The following is a 17,355-nucleotide window of genomic DNA, read 5'->3' on the forward strand; positions in this document are numbered from 1 at the left end:
AGGACTGCAAAGTTAGCAATTAAAATTCACCTTACAAATCCCAACTTTAATATTTTCAATTAATTAGGTAAAAATATAAGGCTATTCGGAACCTTTTGCGAGAGTACTAACCAAAAATCCATTTATCACATGCAACAAATAAAAAAGCCTGCACCAAGGCGCAGGCTTTATCATTGCTTTCGTCAAACTTTTATCTCAACATCAACCCCACTCGGGAGCTCGATTTTCATCAATGCATCGACAGTCTTGGAACTATTGGAGTAAATATCCACCAACCGCTTGTACGTACAAAGCTGAAACTGCTCACGTGATTTCTTATTCACGTGGGGAGATCGCAATACGGTAAACTTCTCCTTCTTAGTAGGAAGAGGTATAGGACCCACTACTACTGCACCTGTTGACTTCACTGCTTTTACAATCTTTTCTGATGACTTATCCACCAAGCTGTGATCGTAAGATTTTAGTTTTATTCTAATTTTCTGATTCATGTTCTGTCAATATTTAGGCTTTCTCACCTTTTACCTTGGCAATAACCCCTTCAGCGATGTTCGTAGGAACAGGCTCATAGTGGGAGAATGTTAATGAAGCGGTAGCTCTGCCGGAAGAGATCGTTCTTAGGTCAGTAACGTATCCAAAGAGCTCAGACAATGGAACCGCTGCACGAATCACAGTGGAGGAACCTTTGGTATCCATCCCTTTCATCAAGCCCCTCCTTCTGTTTAAATCACCAGTGATTGGACCAGTATATTCATCTGGGGTAACCACATCTACAGACATGATGGGCTCTAAAAGCTGGGGCTTACATTTCTTGGCAGCCTCTTTGAAACCGATCCTCGCAGCCAATTCGAATGATAGGGCATCCGAATCCACATCGTGGAAGGAACCGTGGAACAACCGAACTTTCATCGATTCTATCGGATAACCCGCCAACGGACCGTTCTTCATCGCTTCAGCAAAACCTTTCTGAATCGCAGGTATGAATTCCCTAGGAATCACACCACCGACAATACCATTTACAAAATCTAAACCTGGCTTTATTTCACCAGATTCCAGATCTGCCTCTTTTGGTCCAAGTTCAAATACGATATCGGCAAATTTACCTTTACCACCGGTTTGCTTCTTGTACACCTCTTTGTGCTCAACCGATCCATACAGCGCCTCTTTATAGGCGACCTGAGGTGCTCCTTGGTTAATCTCCACCTTAAACTCCCTTCTCAGTCGGTCTATGATGATGTCCAAATGGAGTTCACCCATACCTCTAAGAATTGTTTGACCGGTTTCGTGGTCGGTATTTACCTGTAGGGTTGGATCCTCTTCCACCAATTTGGAGATGGCCATACCTAACTTGTCTACATCCGCCTGTGTCTTAGGCTCAATGGCATAACCAATTACCGGCTCAGGGAATACCATAGATTCCAATACTACCTTACGCTTTTCGTCGCATAGGGTATCACCAGTTTTGATGTCTTTAAAACCAACAACGGCTCCAATATCTCCTGCCCTCAAGGCATCGATCTGATTCTGCTTGTTGGCGTGCATCTGAAACACGCGAGAGATACGCTCTTTGTTACCCGAACGGGTATTATATACATAAGAACCAGATTCCAATTTACCGGAGTACGCTCTCACAAAGCAAAGTCTACCCACGAAAGGGTCTGTGGCAATCTTAAATGCCAATCCGGTGAACGGCTCGCTCTCATCGGGGGATATCCGGATTTCATCTTCAGAGTCTGGGGCGTGACCAATGATATCGTCCTTGTCCAACGGCGATGGCAACAACTCCATAACCAAATCCAACATAGTCTGTACACCCTTGTTTTTGAAGGATGAACCACAAACCATAGGAACAATCTTCATGTCGATCACCGCTTTACGAAGAGCGGAAAGGATCTCTTGTTCTGTGATAGAATCAGGATCTTCGAAAAATTTCTCCATCAAGGAGTCGTCATAATCGGCTACTGCCTCTAAAAGGTGCTCTCTCCATTCAGCAACTTCCTCTTCCATGTCTTCTGGAATGGGCACCACATCGTAGGTCATCCCCATATCCGCTTCATTCCAGATCATAGCTCGGTTGTTTACCAAGTCTACCACACCTCGGAATTTATCTTCCGAACCGATAGGAAGCTGCAAGGGTACAGCATAGCTACCCAGCATTTCCTTCACCTGCTTACACACTTCCAAAAAGTTAGCTCCAGCGCGGTCCATTTTATTTACGAAACCGATTCGGGCTACTTTATAGTTGTCAGCGAGCCTCCAGTTGGTCTCAGACTGTGGTTCCACGCCATCAACGGCACTAAAAAGGAATACCAATCCGTCCAAAATACGCAATGAACGATTTACCTCTACGGTAAAGTCCACGTGACCTGGGGTATCGATTATATTAACTTGATATTTGTTGTCTCTGTAGTTCCAAAAAACAGTAGTAGCAGCAGAAGTGATTGTTATACCTCGCTCTTGCTCTTGTGCCATCCAGTCCATGGTAGCCGCGCCGTCGTGAACCTCTCCAATTTTATGGCTTACGCCGGAATAAAAAAGGATCCTTTCAGTAGTGGTCGTCTTACCGGCATCAATGTGCGCGGCAATACCAATGTTTCTGGTAAATCTTAAATCTCTTGCCATTATCTATTAAAATCTAAAGTGCGAGAATGCTTTGTTTGCTTCAGCCATACGGTGGGTATCGTCTTTTTTCTTAACGGCAGCACCTTCGCCTTTTGCTGCTGCAATAACTTCACCTGCCAGCCTATCCATCATAGTCTTCTCACCCCTCTTCCGGGCGTAGGTAATCATCCACTTGATACCAAGTGACTGCTTTCTCTCAGGTCTAACTTCCATCGGCACCTGGAAAGTAGCTCCACCAACCCTACGACTCTTCACCTCTACAGATGGAGTGATATTGTTAAGTGCTTTTTTCCAAACCTCAAGACCATTCTCACCTACCTTCTCTTCTACCTTTGCGATCGCATCGTAGAAAATCTTATAGGCAATACTTTTCTTTCCGTCAACCATCAGACAGTTTACAAACTTGGTGACCAAGGTATCGTGAAACTTGGGATCAGGAAGAATATACCTCTTTTTAGGTTTTGCTTTTCTCATTTTAACTATACGTTATAACTATTATTTCTTTTTCGCCGGTGCAGCCGGAGCTCCTTTACCTGCCTTTGGACGCTTAGCGCCATACTTAGATCTACCTTGCTTTCTGTCCTTCACACCCGCTGTGTCCAAGGCGCCACGGATAATATGGTACCGAACTCCAGGAAGGTCTTTCACCCTGCCTCCTCGGATCAACACAATAGAGTGTTCCTGAAGGTTGTGTCCTTCTCCTGGGATGTAGGCGTTCACCTCTTTTCCATTGGTCAACCTCACTCTAGCCACTTTCCTCATCGCTGAGTTAGGCTTCTTTGGGGTAGTGGTGTACACCCTGGTACACACCCCTCTACGCTGCGGACAAGCGTCCAAAGCCCTGGATTTGGACTTTGTTTCAAGGGTATTTCTACCTTTTCTTACTAACTGTTGTATAGTAGGCATTAATAGATAAAGTTAATTTACTGCTCTTGAACTTTTATTTTTTGGACTGCAAAGGTAAACAAATCAATAAAACAAACAAAATTAAGCAGTTATATTTTCGTCACGCTTCGCCCAAGGTACCTCCAAAATTCAACGGAAATTCCGGTGCTCCCTGTCCGTTTTGGATCTTGCCAAAAGCCTTCTCGTATTTTTCGATATTATCCTTGAGCGCGGCCAACAATCGCTTGGCATGATCCGGTGTTATAATGATACGGGACTTGACCTTCGCCTTCGGTACTCCAGGCATGAGACGAATGAAATCTACCACAAACTCCGATTGGGAGTGTGCAATCATCGCCAGATTACTATAAACCCCCTCGGCTATTTCATCGCTCAGCTCGACATTGATCTGCTGCCCCATCGGCTTATCCTTTTCCTGCTCTGCCATATTCGTTTAGAGTTAATGAAAAAAGGCCTGCATAATTACAGACCTTTTTTTAGGTTTTGAATAAAAACTTACTTCACGGTTTCTTTCGCCTTTTTGACAGGCTGCTTGTCCCGCTCAGCTACTAGACGTTCGTATTCTTCTTTGGAGCCTACAAGCACGCGCTCAAGATTGCGCTGACCGGTACCGGCAGGGATCAAATGACCTACGATCACGTTTTCTTTGAGGCCCAATAATTCATCACGCTTTCCTTTTATAGCCGCCTCACTAAGTACCTTCGTGGTCTCCTGGAATGACGCCGCAGAGATGAAGCTTTCTGTACCCAAGGACGATGCAGTAATACCTTGTAAGGTCGGTTGGGAAACGGCAGCTTGCGCATCCCGAACCTGTACGAGCTTTAAGTCCTTTCGCTTCAAGCTGGAGTTTTCATCACGGAGCCTGCGCGCCGTAATGATCATGCCCGGCTTCAACGTGGAGGACTCTCCCGCATCCATCACCACCTTTTTATCCAAAATGGAGTCGTTTTCCTCCCGGAAAGCCCACTTGTTTACGATTTGATTCTGTAAGAATCCGGTATCTCCGGCGTCCAAAATCTCTACCTTCTGCATCATTTGGCTTACGATTACCTCAATGTGCTTATCGTTGATCTTTACACCTTGCAAACGGTACACCTCTTGGATTTCGTTTACCAAGTATTCCTGAACTGCCGTCGGGCCCTTAATGGAAAGGATATCGTTTGGCGTAATAGCGCCATCAGACAACGGCTCTCCCGCACGGATAAAGTCGTTTTCCTGAACCAGGATATGCTTAGACAGGGAAACCATATACCGCTTCTTGACGCCGTCTTTGGATTCAATAAATATTTCCCGATTACCTCGCTTGATGCCCCCGTAGCTAACCACTCCGTCGATTTCAGAAACCACTGCGGGGTTTGATGGGTTACGGGCCTCAAAAAGCTCCGTTACCCTTGGAAGACCGCCCGTAATATCGCGGGTTTTTCCAACTGATCGAGGAATTTTCACCAAAATTTGTCCAGACCGCACTTTATCCCCTTCCTCTACGGAAAGGTGGGCACCGACCGGAATATTGTAGGACTTGGACTCGTCACCGTAATTCACAATTACAGCTGGGTTTTTGGTCTTATCTTTGGTTTCGATGATTACCTTCTCACGGTATCCTGTCTGATCATCCGCTACTTCTTTATAGGTAACACTTTCAATGATCGAATCGAACTCTACGGTTCCGTCAAATTCAGACAAGATGACCGCATTGTAGGGATCCCAAGTACATAGGGACTCGCCTTTTCCGATCTTCTGACCGTCCTTGACGTTCAATACAGCACCATAAGGGACGTGGTTTGAAACCAAGGTCTTACCCGACTTTTGATCATTGATCTTGATTTCACCTGATCTCCCCATGACGATCGATACCGATTCCCCGTCCTTGTTGGTGGTTTCTATCCAGCGAAGCTCTTCTTCAAATTCAACCACCCCCTCGAACTTCGCATTGATGCTGGCCTCTACGGAGATATTTGAAGCAGTACCTCCCACGTGGAAGGTTCTCAACGTCAACTGAGTACCGGGCTCACCAATGGATTGTGCGGCAATGACACCCACAGACTCGCCTACCTGCACGATGCTACCGGTAGAAAGGTTTCTTCCGTAACATTTCGCGCAGACTCCCCTACGGGTCTCGCAGGTTAGAACAGAACGAATTTCAACCTCTTCCACTGCGGACTCGTCTATTCTCTTAGCAATGGCATCCGTGATTTCCTCACCGGAGGCGATAATCAGCTCATCACTGATTGGATCCACCACATCATGCACCGCAATACGACCCACTACCCTTTCGGAAAGCGGCTCCACTATCTCGTCGTTATCTTTCAGTGCTTGTACCACCAGCCCACGAAGTGTTCCACAGTCTTCTTCTGAAATAATCATATCCTGCGCTACATCCACCAATCTTCGGGTGAGGTAGCCAGCATCTGCGGTTTTAAGTGCTGTATCTGCAAGACCCTTCCTCGCACCGTGGGTAGAGATAAAGTATTCCAATACATCCAATCCTTCTTTAAAGTTGGAAAGAATCGGGTTTTCGATGATTTCTCCCACAGAACCCTGAAGGTTTTTCTGCGGCTTAGCCATCAATCCCCTCATGCCACCCAACTGACGGATTTGCTCCCTAGATCCCCTTGCGCCAGAGTGCATCATCATGAAGATCGCATTGAACCCTTGGTTATCCTCTTCCATTTGCCTCATCAGAATGTTGGTGAGGTTAGAATTGGTTCTGGTCCAGATATCGATTACTTGGTTATAACGTTCGTTATCGGTGATCAAACCCATCAGATAGTTGTTCCAAACCTGGTCAACTTCCGACTTGGCCTTATCAATCAGCGGATCCTTTTCCTCCGGAATAATCACATCATCCAAGCCCATAGACAATCCACCTTGGTAAGCCATCTGGAATCCGAGATGTTTGATATCGTCCAAAAATTGAGCTGTACGTGCTATTCCACAAATTTTTACGACTTCTGCAATAATCTGTTGCAGTTTCTTCTTGGTAAGAAGTTCGTTTACAAACCCAACCTGCTCCGGAACAAACTGATTGAAAATCAGGCGACCGGCTACCGTATCTATAATTTCGCTGGCAAGCTCACCGTTTTCCTTCCGGACGGTTACCTTACATTTGATATGTGCATGCTTGGATATACGCTCCTCGTTCAATGCAATGATCACTTCTTCTTCTCCATAGAAGACCATACCTTCACCCAATACCGGCTCTGCCTCGGTGGACTTTTTGCCTTTGGTCACGTAGTACAATCCCAAAACCATGTCTTGAGAGGGTACGGTAATGGGGGCACCGTTCGCTGGATTCAGAATATTGTGGGAGGAAAGCATCAGGGTGCTGGCTTCCAATATTGCCTCATGGCCCAGCGGTACGTGAACCGCCATTTGGTCACCATCAAAGTCAGCGTTGAACGCAGTACACACCAACGGGTGCAACTGTATCGCCTTACCTTCGATCAATTTCGGCTGGAACGCTTGTATACCCAAACGGTGTAGCGTTGGAGCACGGTTCAAGAGCACAGGGTGACCTTTCAATACATTTTCCAAAATATCCCACACCACAGGGTCTTTTCTGTCTACTATTTTCTTGGCAGACTTAACGGTTTTCACAATTCCGCGCTCTATCAATTTCCGGATGATAAAGGGCTTGAAAAGCTCGGCCGCCATGTTTTTAGGCAGTCCACATTCGTGGAGCTTCAACTCAGGGCCTACTACGATCACAGAACGACCGGAATAATCCACCCGCTTTCCGAGCAGGTTTTGACGGAAACGACCCTGCTTTCCTTTCAGCATATCAGAAAGAGACTTCAGCGCCCGGTTACCGTCAGATCTAACGGCGTTCACTTTGCGGGAATTATCAAACAGGGAATCTACGGCTTCCTGAAGCATCCGTTTCTCGTTTCGGAGAATCACCTCTGGAGCCTTGATATCGATCAGGCGCTTCAGGCGGTTATTTCGAATGATTACCCTCCGGTAAAGATCGTTTAAGTCAGAAGTAGCAAAACGTCCTCCGTCCAAGGGAACCAATGGCCTCAATTCCGGCGGAATAACCGGCACCATACGTACGATCATCCACTCGGGACGATTCTCGATACGTGTCCGGGCATCCCGGAACGCTTCCACCACTTTGAGTCGCTTCAACGCTTCTGCTTTACGCTGCTGGGAGGTATCCGTAGCGGCCTGATGCCTTAGGCTATAGGACAGATCGTCCAAGTCTAGTCGTGCCAACAGCATCTCCAATGCATCGGCACCCATTTTTGCGATGAATTTGGTAGGATCCTCGTCATCCAGCATTTGGTTCTCCTTGGGAAGCTTGTCCATGATGTCCAAGTACTCATCCTCAGTAAGGAAATCCAAGTATTGTAGTCCGTCGTCCCCTTTTAAACCGGGTTGGATGACCACATACCTTTCATAATAGACAATTTGATCAAGCTTTTTGGTGGGAAGGCCCAGAAGATATCCTATCTTATTAGGTAAGGATTTAAAGTACCAAATATGCGCTACCGGAACCACCAGTTCGATGTGTCCCATACGCTCTCTACGTACTTTTTTCTCGGTCACTTCTACGCCACACCTGTCACAAATAATCCCTTTGTATCTAATGCGCTTGTATTTACCACAATGACATTCCCAGTCCTTTACCGGTCCGAAAATCCGCTCACAGAACAAGCCTCCCATTTCTGGCTTATAAGTCCTGTAATTGATGGTTTCCGGCTGGGTTACTTCACCATGTGAGCTGTCCAAAATGGACTCAGGTGAAGCTAAACTAATGGTGACCCGGGAAAAGTCGTTGTTTAGTTTTTTATTTTTTCTGAACGCCATAGTTATTTGTGTGAGTAGTTTGAGGGCCTCTCAGCCCGTAATAGTCAATTCTAGTCTAGTGTAATCTCCAGTGCAAGTCCCCTTAGTTCATGCACCAACACATTAAAGGATTCCGGAATATTCGGCTTGGGAAGATTCTCACCTTTAACTATGGCTTCATAGGCTTTTGCCCGGCCAATTACATCATCAGACTTAACAGTCAAGATCTCTTGCAAGACGTGAGAAGCACCGAAGGCTTCCAATGCCCAAACTTCCATCTCTCCAAAACGCTGACCACCAAACTGGGCTTTACCGCCCAAAGGTTGCTGTGTGATCAAAGAATATGGTCCAATAGATCTTGCGTGCATCTTGTCATCCACCAAGTGACCCAGCTTCAACATGTAGGAAACTCCCACCGTCACCGGCTGGTCAAATTTCTTACCGGTCAGGCCATCAAACAGGTAGGTCCTGCCAAATGAAGGAAGCCCAGCCGCTGTCAACTCTGCGGCAACTTCTTCCGTAGTGGCCCCATCAAAGATCGGTGTGGCGTATTTCTTGCCTAGCTTCATTCCAGCCCATGCCAAAACCGTCTCAAAGATTTGACCGATATTCATACGGGATGGCACACCCAAGGGATTAAGTACAATATCCATAGGCGTTCCGTCTTCCAAAAATGGCATATCCTCATCGCGTACGATACGGGCCACAATACCTTTGTTTCCGTGACGTCCAGCCATCTTATCCCCTACTTTTAGCTTACGCTTTTTAGCTACGTAGACCTTGGCCAATTGAACAATCCCAGCCGGTAATTCGTCGCCAACTTCCAGGGTAAACTTATCCCGCTTAAATATTCCGGAAATTTCATTTCGGGAATTGGTATAGTTTTTCACCAATTGCTGCACTAAATCGTTGGTGTGCGAATCATCCGTCCAGTCGTCCAAAATGATATCAGAAATCAGATTGGCTTCCTCAGGCACATTGTAGTTGCTCTCATCCCTGTACGGGTTCTTTGCAGGGAAAAGATTATTCTCTATGTTCTGATAGTTAAACTTCATGCCCTTGCTGATGATTTCGTCTCCAAATTTGTGCCTTACACCATTGGAAACCTTTCCATCCAGCAAAACCACCAACTTTTGAATCATCCTTGCACGGATTGCAAGTAAGTCTTTGCTGTACTTTTGCTTCAGCTTTTCAACTTCCGCTTTTGATTTGGCTCGGAGGTCCTTGTCCTTTTTCGGCCTCGAAAACAACTTTGTCTCGATCACCACACCATTTAGCGAAGGAGAAGCCTTTAAAGACGCATCCTTCACATCCCCCGCTTTATCACCAAAGATCGCTCGAAGCAGCTTTTCTTCTGGCGTCGGATCAGTTTCTCCTTTTGGTGTGATCTTTCCGATGATGATATCACCTTCTTTCAGTTCAGCACCCACCCGGATAATCCCATTTTCATCCAGATTTTTAACCGCATCCTCTGACACGTTTGGTATTTCAGAAGTTAGTTCTTCCTCTCCACGCTTGGTATCTCGAACTTCAAGTTGGAACTCCTCAATATGTATGGAAGTGAAAATGTCCTCACGTACAACCCGTTCAGAAATAACAATCGCATCCTCGAAGTTATAACCTTGCCAAGGCATGTAAGCCACAAGAAGGTTTTTCCCTAACGCCAACTCGCCTTGATTGGTAGAATATCCCTCTACCAATACCTGCCCCTTGGTGACGCGTTGCCCTTTCAGTACAATAGGCGACAAATTGATCGTCGTATCCTGATTCGTTCGCCGGAACTTGGTCAGGTGGTATGTCTTGTATTCGTCGCTGAAGTTAACTAGCAACTCATCATCGCTCAGGTCGTATTTGACGACTATCTTTTTCGCGTCCACATAATCGATTACACCATCTGCCTCTGCCAATACCAAGGCCCTAGAGTCGATAGCGGCTTTCCCTTCCAGGCCAGTCCCTACATAAGGAGCTTCTGCTTTTAACAATGGAACTGCCTGCCGCTGCATGTTTGAACCCATCAGCGCACGGTTCGCATCGTCGTGTTCCAAAAAGGGAATCAACGAAGCTGCTACCGAAACGATCTGATTTGGGGCTACGTCCATGTAGTTGATCTCACTAGGCTCCAATACCGGGAAGTCACCCTCAAAACGAGCCTTTACCCTGTCATTGATGAAGTTTCCTGAATCATCCAATGGTGCATTAGCCTGTGCAATATTATTATCGTCCTCTTCCTCCGCAGTCAGGAACACAATGTCCTTTGGATCCATGCTTACTTGCCCCTCCTTTACCTTTCGGTATGGAGTTTCCAAAAAGCCCATAGAATTCACCTTGGCGTGCACACAGAGTGAGGATATCAACCCAATGTTTGGGCCTTCCGGTGTTTCAATCGTACATAGACGACCGTAATGGGTATAATGAACATCACGAACCTCAAAACCAGCACGTTCTCTAGACAGACCACCTGGACCCAACGCAGACAAGCGCCGCTTGTGCGTTAATTCCGCCAAAGGATTAGTCTGATCCATAAACTGGGAAAGCTGATTGGTGCCAAAGAACGAGTTGATGACAGAAGAAAGCGTCCTCGCATTGATCAGGTCAACCGGCTTGAAATCCTCATTGTCTCTAACGTTCATTCTTTCACGAATCGTACGAGCCATACGGGCAAGTCCCACCCCAAACTGACTATAAAGTTGCTCTCCAACGGTTCGTACTCTTCGATTACTCAGGTGGTCAATATCATCCACTACTGCTTTAGAGTTTATCAACCCGATAAGATACTTCACAATGGAAATAATATCTTCTGTGGTCAATACAATCTTTTCAGGATCAATATCAAGCCCTAGTTTTTTGTTGATTCGATACCTACCCACTTCGCCGAGATCATACCTTTTATCAGAAAAGAAAAGACCGTGAATCACCTCCCGAGCAGTCGCCTCGTCAGGGGCTTCCGTGTTTCTTAACTGGCGGTAAATAACCTCAACTGCTTCTTTCTCTGAGTTGGAGTTATCTTTCTGGAGCGTATTGTAAATAATGGAATAATCTGCAACATTCACATCTTCCCTGTGAAGAATGATGCTCTTTGTAGAAGAATCAAGGATTAGATCAACATCTTCGGCTGTAAGTACGGAATCCCGCTCTAATAACACCTCGTTACGGTCAATCGATACCACCTCACCTGTATCTTCATCTACGAAGTCTTCTACCCAGGTTCTCAATACCCTCGCTGCCAATCTACGACCAATCACTTTTTTAAGCGTTGACTTGTTAGCATCTACTTCTTCAGATAGCCCAAACAGGTCCAAAATCTCCTTATCCGAACCGTATCCTATCGCTCGAAGCAATGTAGTCACCGGAAATTTCTTCTTTCGGTCAATATAAGCATACATGACATTATTGATGTCCGTTGCAAATTCAATCCAAGAACCCTTGAATGGGATTATTCGAGCTGAATACAGCTTGGTACCGTTGGTATGCTTGCTTTGGGCAAAGAAAACCCCCGGAGAGCGGTGCAACTGAGAAACGATTACGCGCTCCGCACCATTGATGACAAAAGAGCCTTTTTCAGTCATGTAGGGAAGATTTCCTAAGAAAACTTCCTGCTCGATGGTCTCAAAGTCCTCATTATCTTCGTCCGAACATAACAACCGAAGTTTGGCCTTCAGTGGAACGGAATAGGTAAGTCCCCGATCAATACACTCAGATACATTGTACTTTGGAGGATCAACGGCATAGTCGATAAATTCAAGGGTGAAATTTTCCCGGGAATCAGAAATGGGAAAATTTTCGGAAAACACCTTGAAAAGACCATCCTGTCTTCGCTTTTCAGCAGGGGTATCCAACTGGAAAAAATCTTTGAAGGACTGCAGTTGAATGTCTAGAAAGTCGGGATAGTCTTTGACTACCTTTATAGATGAGAAACTTTTCCTTGCGGTTTGATTCTGGATAGCCAAGGCAGTATATGTTTTTAGTTATATTAATTATTAATCAAACACAAATATTGCTACGAATAGTGCAATTAATTTGTTGTCCATAAACAGGAAAAGACCTGACTTTAAAGTCAGGTCTATTTTGGATAACCCATTCCAAAAGAAGGAACGGTTACTCAAATTACTTCAATTCTACTTCAGCGCCAGCCTCTTCAAGTTGCTTCTTAAGTGCGTCAGCTTCGTCTTTGCTAACACCCTCTTTGATTGCCTTAGGAGCACCGTCTACTACTTCCTTAGCCTCTTTCAGTCCAAGACCGGTCAACTCTTTTACAAGTTTAACTACAGCCAATTTCTGTCCACCAGCAGCTTTCAAGATAACATCGAAAGAAGTCTTTTCTTCTTCAGCAGCAGCTTCACCTCCACCAGCTCCGGCAGCTACAACTGTAGCAGCGGCAGCAGCGGGCTCGATACCGTACTCATCTTTCAAAATTGCGGCTAACTCATTAACCTCTTTAACAGTCAAGTTAACTAACTGCTCAGCGAATGCTTTAAGATCTGCCATTGTATAAAATATTTAATTGTTTGATTTTTAACTGAATTGATTGAATTTAATTTTAAGACTCCCTTTCGGAAAGCGTTTTGACCACACCGGCAAGTATGTGCTGTCCACTCTGAAGAGCAGAAAGAACATTCTTCGCAGGAGATTGCAACAAACCGATAACCTCTCCGAGCAACTCGTCTTTTGATTTAAGGTTAGAAAGGATTTCCAGGTTATTTTCACCTAGAAACACATCTCCGTCTATCGAGGCTCCCTTGAATTTAGGACGTGTCTCTTTTTTGCCAAGCTTCTTCCGAAATTCCAACAAAGTCTTAGCAGGCAGATTGCCTACTTCCTTTGAAAAAAGAATCCCCGAAAACCCCTTCAATGCTTTATCATTGAAATCGGTATAGTCCGCATCCAAGTTTTCAAGCGCCTTCTTTACAAGCGTATTTTTATAAACCTTGTATTCGAGTCCTTTCTCGAAACACATCCTTCTGAATGCATTTACCTGAGCTACTGAAAAACCCGACGCATCCGTTACGTAGAAATGCGGGATTTCCTTAAACTTCTCGGTAAGTTCATCAATGATGGATTTTTTCTCTTCTCTTGTCATGATTATATACCTTGAATACTAGATTTATCGATGATAATACCCGGTGACATGGTACTAGAGATGTGGATACTTCTAAAATAAGTACCTTTCGCCGCAGCTGGCTTCAATTTCGACACAGTCTGAATCAATTCCATCGCGTTGTCCAGAATTTTGTCCGGAGAAAATGAAACCTTTCCAACACTTGCATGAAGGATACCAAACTTATCCACCTTGAAGTCGATCTTACCTGCTTTTACATCTTTCACAGCTTTACCGACATCAAGCGTTACCGTACCAGATTTCGGATTAGGCATCAGCCCTCTAGGACCTAAAACCCTTCCTAGTCTACCTACCTTTGCCATTACATTAGGCGTGGTGATGATTACATCGATATCTGTCCAACCTCCTTCGATTTTGGCGATATAATCATCCAAACCAACGTGGTCTGCGCCTGCTTCTTTCGCCTCGTCTACTTTGTCAGGGCTGCAAAGCACAAGCACTTTCACATCCTTACCTGTACCATGTGGCAAGGCCACTACCCCTCTAACCATTTGGTCAGCTTTTCTAGGGTCAACACCCAACCGAATGTCTATATCCACGGAAGCATCAAACTTCGCATTAGATATTTCCTTCACAATGCTAGATGCCTCAGCCAGAGAATAGGCTTGGCTAGGATCATATTTAGAAAGAGCTTCTTTTTGTTTTTTTGTTAACTTAGCCATATCCCTTTATTTAATCCTCCCAAGGAGCTTTCCCTGAAACAGTAATTCCCATACTTCTAGCGGTGCCAGCTATCATTCTCATGGCAGCCTCCACCTCGAAAGCATTTAAGTCTGGCATCTTCACTTCAGCGATCGTTTTTACTTGATCCCAAGTCACAGAGCCCACTTTTTTCCTGTTGGGCTCCGAAGAGCCGCCCTTCACTTTTGCCGCATCCAACAGCATATTCGCAGCCGGTGGCGTTTTGACGACAAATTCAAAAGACTTATCGGAGAAAATAGTGATAAGAACCGGCACAACCTGGCCCATTTTCTCCTGTGTTCTGGCATTGAACTGCTTACAGAACTCCATGATGTTCAAACCCTTGGAACCAAGAGCTGGACCAACAGGAGGAGATGGATTCGCTTGGCCACCCTTCACCTGTAATTTCAGATAACCAGTGATTTCTTTTGCCATTTCCTAGTCTTGTTTTTCTACTTGAATAAAATTTAATTCAACAGGAGTGTTTCGACCAAATATCTTAACCATAACGTTAAGTTTCTTCTTGTCTTCAAACACCTCCTCAATCATTCCCGAGAAACCACTGAAAGGACCGTCCATTACCTTCACGGTCTCTCCAACTATAAATGGTGTATCCAGTTTTTCCGCAAACTCATCAATCTCTTCAACACGACCTAAAATCCTGTTGACTTCCGACTGACGTAATGGCTCGGGGGTTTTGGAAGCTCCCCCCTGGTTTGACCCTAAAAAACCGATCACTCCCGGAATACTCGTAATCACATGGTTGGCTTCGCCATGGCTGAGATCCGCATGAACCAAAACGTAACCAGGAAAAAAGTTTCTTTCCCGAACACGCTTTTTGCCATTACGCATCTCATAAATCTTCTCAGAAGGTATCAACACTTCCGGAATATATTCCTCGAGCTTTTGCCTGGCTATCTCGTTGTCTAAATACGTTTTAGCTTTCTTTTCCTGCCCGGCAACCACTCTAAGGACATACCATTTCTGCTCAGCCATTATGTAATTTTGATTCTATTAGAATAAATCATAAAACCACTTCATAACGCTCTCGAATGAAAGATCGATGAGCCCTATTACCAAGGCGAAAATCAACGACGCAACAAGCACCAAGACTGCACTGTTTTGCAATGAAGCGTACTTAGGCCAAGTGACCTTGTTCTTCATCTCGTCGATGGATTCAACTACAAAATTCTTGACGTTCATGTAACCTGATTTAATAGACCCCACCTTTGGTAGAAGATGTCCGGCATGAAATACCTCTGACATCCACGAAAGGGCTTTATGGTTCTTTAGCACGGGCAGAGAGATTCGAACTCCCATCAACGGTTTTGGAGACCGCTATTCTGCCATTGAACTATGCCCGTAGACACTTCCTCCATTTACGGAACGCAAAAGTAGGTAGAAATGTCATAAGAAACAAATGCGATTCCGAAAAAATTCAGAATCGCACCTGCATTTATCGTATAAATCTCAGAAATTAATCCAAAATCTCAGTAACCTGTCCTGCACCTACTGTTCTACCACCCTCACGGATAGCAAATCGAAGTCCCTTCTCAAGGGCAACAGGGCTAATCAGGGTCACCTCGATGGTGATGTTGTCACCAGGCATAACCATTTCTACGTTCTCAGGAAGTTTGATCTCTCCTGTCACATCGGTGGTTCTAAGATAAAACTGAGGACGGTATTTATTGAAAAATGGTGTATGACGTCCACCTTCTTCCTTTGAAAGTACGTACACTTCCGCCTTGAAATGTGCGTGAGGCTTCACAGAACCAGGCTTACAGATAATCATACCCCTTCTGATCTGCGACTTTTCGATACCTCGCAACAACAAACCTACGTTGTCACCAGCTTCACCTCTGTCGAGAATCTTACGGAACATTTCCACACCAGTAACCGTAGATTTCAAGCCTTCAGCTCCCATACCAATGATGTCTACTGGCTCACCAGAGTTGATAACACCTCTTTCAATCCTACCAGTGGCAACAGTACCACGACCAGTGATCGAGAAAACGTCTTCAACAGGCATCAAAAACTCCTTATCAATTGCTCTTTCTGGAAGCGGGATGTGGTTATCAACCGCATCCATAAGCTCCATTACAGTGGCTTCCCACTTCTCTTCACCGTTCAAGGCACCAAGTGCAGAACCGGCGATTACAGGAATGTTGTCTCCGTCGAATTCATAGAATGAAAGGAGTTCCCTAACTTCCATCTCAACAAGCTCCAACAATTCAGGATCGTCTACCAAGTCTACCTTATTCATGAAAACTACCAGCGCAGGTACACCTACCTGACGGGCCAATAGGATGTGCTCCCTAGTTTGGGGCATCGGACCGTCTGTAGCAGCCACCACAAGGATGGCACCGTCCATCTGGGCAGCACCCGTAACCATGTTTTTCACATAGTCAGCGTGACCAGGACAGTCAACGTGTGCATAGTGTCTGCTTTCAGTTTGATACTCAACGTGAGAGGTGTTGATGGTAATACCTCTTTCTTTCTCCTCAGGAGCGTTGTCGATAGAAGCGAAGTCTCTTAATTCAGAAAGACCCTTTCTGGCCAATACAGTTGTAATGGCAGCAGTCAAAGTAGTCTTACCGTGATCGACGTGACCAATCGTACCTATATTAACGTGTGGTTTGGAACGGTCAAAGGTTGCTTTTGCCATGCGTGAAAATCCTTTGTTTAGTTAATGATAAAATTTCGTTTGTTTGTATCAATGTATCGAGCCAACGACGGGATTTGAACCCGTGACCTCTTCCTTACCAAGGAAGCACTCTACCCCTGAGCTACGTCGGCTGGTAACATTTATTATGCCTATAAAAGCATAGAGCGGGAGACGAGGCTCGAACCCGCGACCTGCAGCTTGGAAGGCTGCCGCTCTACCAACTGAGCTACTCCCGCTTTTAATTTCTTTAACACCCTTTTTACGACTAGTTTGTACTTGACCACCAGCGTTAAAGGCATCCTCCTGAGAATTGGCTCGTAAATTTATACCTTTTTTTCAGATTAATCTAATCCAAATCCAGAAAAAGAAAGTGAATTTAAGGCAATTCTGTGGGGGAAACAGGATTCGAACCTGTGAAGACATAAGTCAACGGATTTACAGTCCGTCCCAGTTGGCCGCTTTGGTATTCCCCCAACGTTTTGTTGTGTCACGACAGTTTATCTTCGTAACGGATGGCAAAATTATAGCCTTTTCCGAAACATTCAAAACAAACCAAAAAAAAAGATATCTTTTTATAAAA

Annotated in this window: 14 protein-coding genes and 4 tRNA genes; all 18 read right to left on the reverse strand. The window is 45.1% G+C overall.

The features are described from left to right. Positions 1 to 182: 182 nt before the first annotated feature. Complete coding sequence (gene rpsJ, locus IAQ59_RS06030) at positions 183 to 488, reverse strand: 30S ribosomal protein S10 (protein WP_010856297.1); 306 nt, start codon at positions 486 to 488, stop codon at positions 183 to 185. 13 nt (positions 489 to 501) lie between these two features. Further along, positions 502 to 2,619 (reverse strand): elongation factor G, encoded by a 2,118-nt coding sequence (gene fusA, locus IAQ59_RS06035; protein ID WP_209329901.1) that lies wholly within the window; start codon positions 2,617 to 2,619, stop codon positions 502 to 504. A 6-nt stretch (positions 2,620 to 2,625) separates the two neighbouring features. Further along, on the reverse strand, positions 2,626 to 3,093 hold the full coding sequence (gene rpsG / locus IAQ59_RS06040; RefSeq protein ID WP_209329902.1) for a 30S ribosomal protein S7: 468 nt from the start codon (positions 3,091 to 3,093) through the stop codon (positions 2,626 to 2,628). 21 nt (positions 3,094 to 3,114) lie between these two features. Next, a complete protein-coding gene (gene rpsL, locus IAQ59_RS06045; protein WP_035806986.1) occupies positions 3,115 to 3,525 on the reverse strand; it encodes a 30S ribosomal protein S12 in 411 nt (136 codons plus the stop codon). Positions 3,526 to 3,625: 100 nt separating this feature from the next. Then, a complete protein-coding gene (locus IAQ59_RS06050) occupies positions 3,626 to 3,952 on the reverse strand; it encodes a DUF3467 domain-containing protein (RefSeq protein WP_209329903.1) in 327 nt (108 codons plus the stop codon). Positions 3,953 to 4,020: 68 nt separating this feature from the next. Further along, positions 4,021 to 8,334, reverse strand: a complete 4,314-nt coding sequence (rpoC, locus tag IAQ59_RS06055) for a DNA-directed RNA polymerase subunit beta' (protein ID WP_209329904.1) — start codon at positions 8,332 to 8,334, stop codon at positions 4,021 to 4,023. A 50-nt stretch (positions 8,335 to 8,384) separates the two neighbouring features. After that, positions 8,385 to 12,260 carry a DNA-directed RNA polymerase subunit beta gene (gene rpoB, locus IAQ59_RS06060; protein WP_209329905.1) on the reverse strand — a complete coding sequence of 1,292 codons (3,876 nt, stop codon included), beginning with the start codon at positions 12,258 to 12,260 and terminating at the stop codon, positions 8,385 to 8,387. 157 nt (positions 12,261 to 12,417) lie between these two features. Beyond that, on the reverse strand, positions 12,418 to 12,798 hold the full coding sequence (rplL, locus tag IAQ59_RS06065) for a 50S ribosomal protein L7/L12 (protein ID WP_209329906.1): 381 nt from the start codon (positions 12,796 to 12,798) through the stop codon (positions 12,418 to 12,420). 52 nt (positions 12,799 to 12,850) lie between these two features. Then, positions 12,851 to 13,390, reverse strand: a complete 540-nt coding sequence (gene rplJ, locus IAQ59_RS06070) for a 50S ribosomal protein L10 (protein ID WP_209329907.1) — start codon at positions 13,388 to 13,390, stop codon at positions 12,851 to 12,853. A gap of 2 nt (positions 13,391 to 13,392) precedes the next feature. Then, positions 13,393 to 14,091, reverse strand: coding sequence for a 50S ribosomal protein L1 (gene rplA / locus IAQ59_RS06075; RefSeq protein ID WP_209329908.1), 699 nt, complete (start codon positions 14,089 to 14,091; stop codon positions 13,393 to 13,395). A gap of 10 nt (positions 14,092 to 14,101) precedes the next feature. Then, positions 14,102 to 14,545, reverse strand: coding sequence for a 50S ribosomal protein L11 (gene rplK, locus IAQ59_RS06080; RefSeq protein WP_209329909.1), 444 nt, complete (start codon positions 14,543 to 14,545; stop codon positions 14,102 to 14,104). Between the two features lie 3 nt (positions 14,546 to 14,548). After that, positions 14,549 to 15,106, reverse strand: a complete 558-nt coding sequence (gene nusG / locus IAQ59_RS06085; RefSeq protein ID WP_209329910.1) for a transcription termination/antitermination protein NusG — start codon at positions 15,104 to 15,106, stop codon at positions 14,549 to 14,551. An 18-nt stretch (positions 15,107 to 15,124) separates the two neighbouring features. Beyond that, positions 15,125 to 15,313, reverse strand: a complete 189-nt coding sequence (gene secE, locus IAQ59_RS06090) for a preprotein translocase subunit SecE (protein WP_010856309.1) — start codon at positions 15,311 to 15,313, stop codon at positions 15,125 to 15,127. A 90-nt stretch (positions 15,314 to 15,403) separates the two neighbouring features. Further along, positions 15,404 to 15,474 (reverse strand) — tRNA-Trp (locus tag IAQ59_RS06095). A gap of 113 nt (positions 15,475 to 15,587) precedes the next feature. Continuing rightward, a complete protein-coding gene (gene tuf, locus IAQ59_RS06100; protein WP_209329911.1) occupies positions 15,588 to 16,775 on the reverse strand; it encodes an elongation factor Tu in 1,188 nt (395 codons plus the stop codon). Positions 16,776 to 16,834: 59 nt separating this feature from the next. Then, positions 16,835 to 16,906, reverse strand: a tRNA-Thr gene (locus IAQ59_RS06105). 32 nt (positions 16,907 to 16,938) lie between these two features. Continuing rightward, a tRNA-Gly gene (locus IAQ59_RS06110) sits at positions 16,939 to 17,011 on the reverse strand. A 154-nt stretch (positions 17,012 to 17,165) separates the two neighbouring features. Then, positions 17,166 to 17,248 (reverse strand) — tRNA-Tyr (locus tag IAQ59_RS06115). Positions 17,249 to 17,355 lie beyond the last annotated feature (107 nt).

It is taken from the genome of Lunatimonas salinarum, assembly GCF_017811155.1.
Lineage (GTDB): Bacteria > Bacteroidota > Bacteroidia > Cytophagales > Cyclobacteriaceae > Lunatimonas > Lunatimonas salinarum.

Bases quoted from the DNA above. Each gene is read 5' to 3' on its own strand.
- rplL (WP_209329906.1), bottom strand. From the start codon at position 12,798: ATGGCAGATCTTAAAGCATTCGCTGAGCAGTTAGTTAACTTGACTGTT.
- rplA (WP_209329908.1), bottom strand. From the start codon at position 14,091: ATGGCTAAGTTAACAAAAAAACAAAAAGAAGCTCTTTCTAAATATGAT.
- tuf (WP_209329911.1), bottom strand. From the start codon at position 16,775: ATGGCAAAAGCAACCTTTGACCGTTCCAAACCACACGTTAATATAGGT.
- rpsG (WP_209329902.1), bottom strand. From the start codon at position 3,093: ATGAGAAAAGCAAAACCTAAAAAGAGGTATATTCTTCCTGATCCCAAG.
- IAQ59_RS06050 (WP_209329903.1), bottom strand. From the start codon at position 3,952: ATGGCAGAGCAGGAAAAGGATAAGCCGATGGGGCAGCAGATCAATGTC.
- secE (WP_010856309.1), bottom strand. From the start codon at position 15,313: ATGAACGTCAAGAATTTTGTAGTTGAATCCATCGACGAGATGAAGAAC.
- rpsL (WP_035806986.1), bottom strand. From the start codon at position 3,525: ATGCCTACTATACAACAGTTAGTAAGAAAAGGTAGAAATACCCTTGAA.
- rpsJ (WP_010856297.1), bottom strand. From the start codon at position 488: ATGAATCAGAAAATTAGAATAAAACTAAAATCTTACGATCACAGCTTG.
- rplK (WP_209329909.1), bottom strand. From the start codon at position 14,545: ATGGCAAAAGAAATCACTGGTTATCTGAAATTACAGGTGAAGGGTGGC.
- rpoC (WP_209329904.1), bottom strand. From the start codon at position 8,334: ATGGCGTTCAGAAAAAATAAAAAACTAAACAACGACTTTTCCCGGGTC.
- nusG (WP_209329910.1), bottom strand. From the start codon at position 15,106: ATGGCTGAGCAGAAATGGTATGTCCTTAGAGTGGTTGCCGGGCAGGAA.
- fusA (WP_209329901.1), bottom strand. From the start codon at position 2,619: ATGGCAAGAGATTTAAGATTTACCAGAAACATTGGTATTGCCGCGCAC.
- rplJ (WP_209329907.1), bottom strand. From the start codon at position 13,390: ATGACAAGAGAAGAGAAAAAATCCATCATTGATGAACTTACCGAGAAG.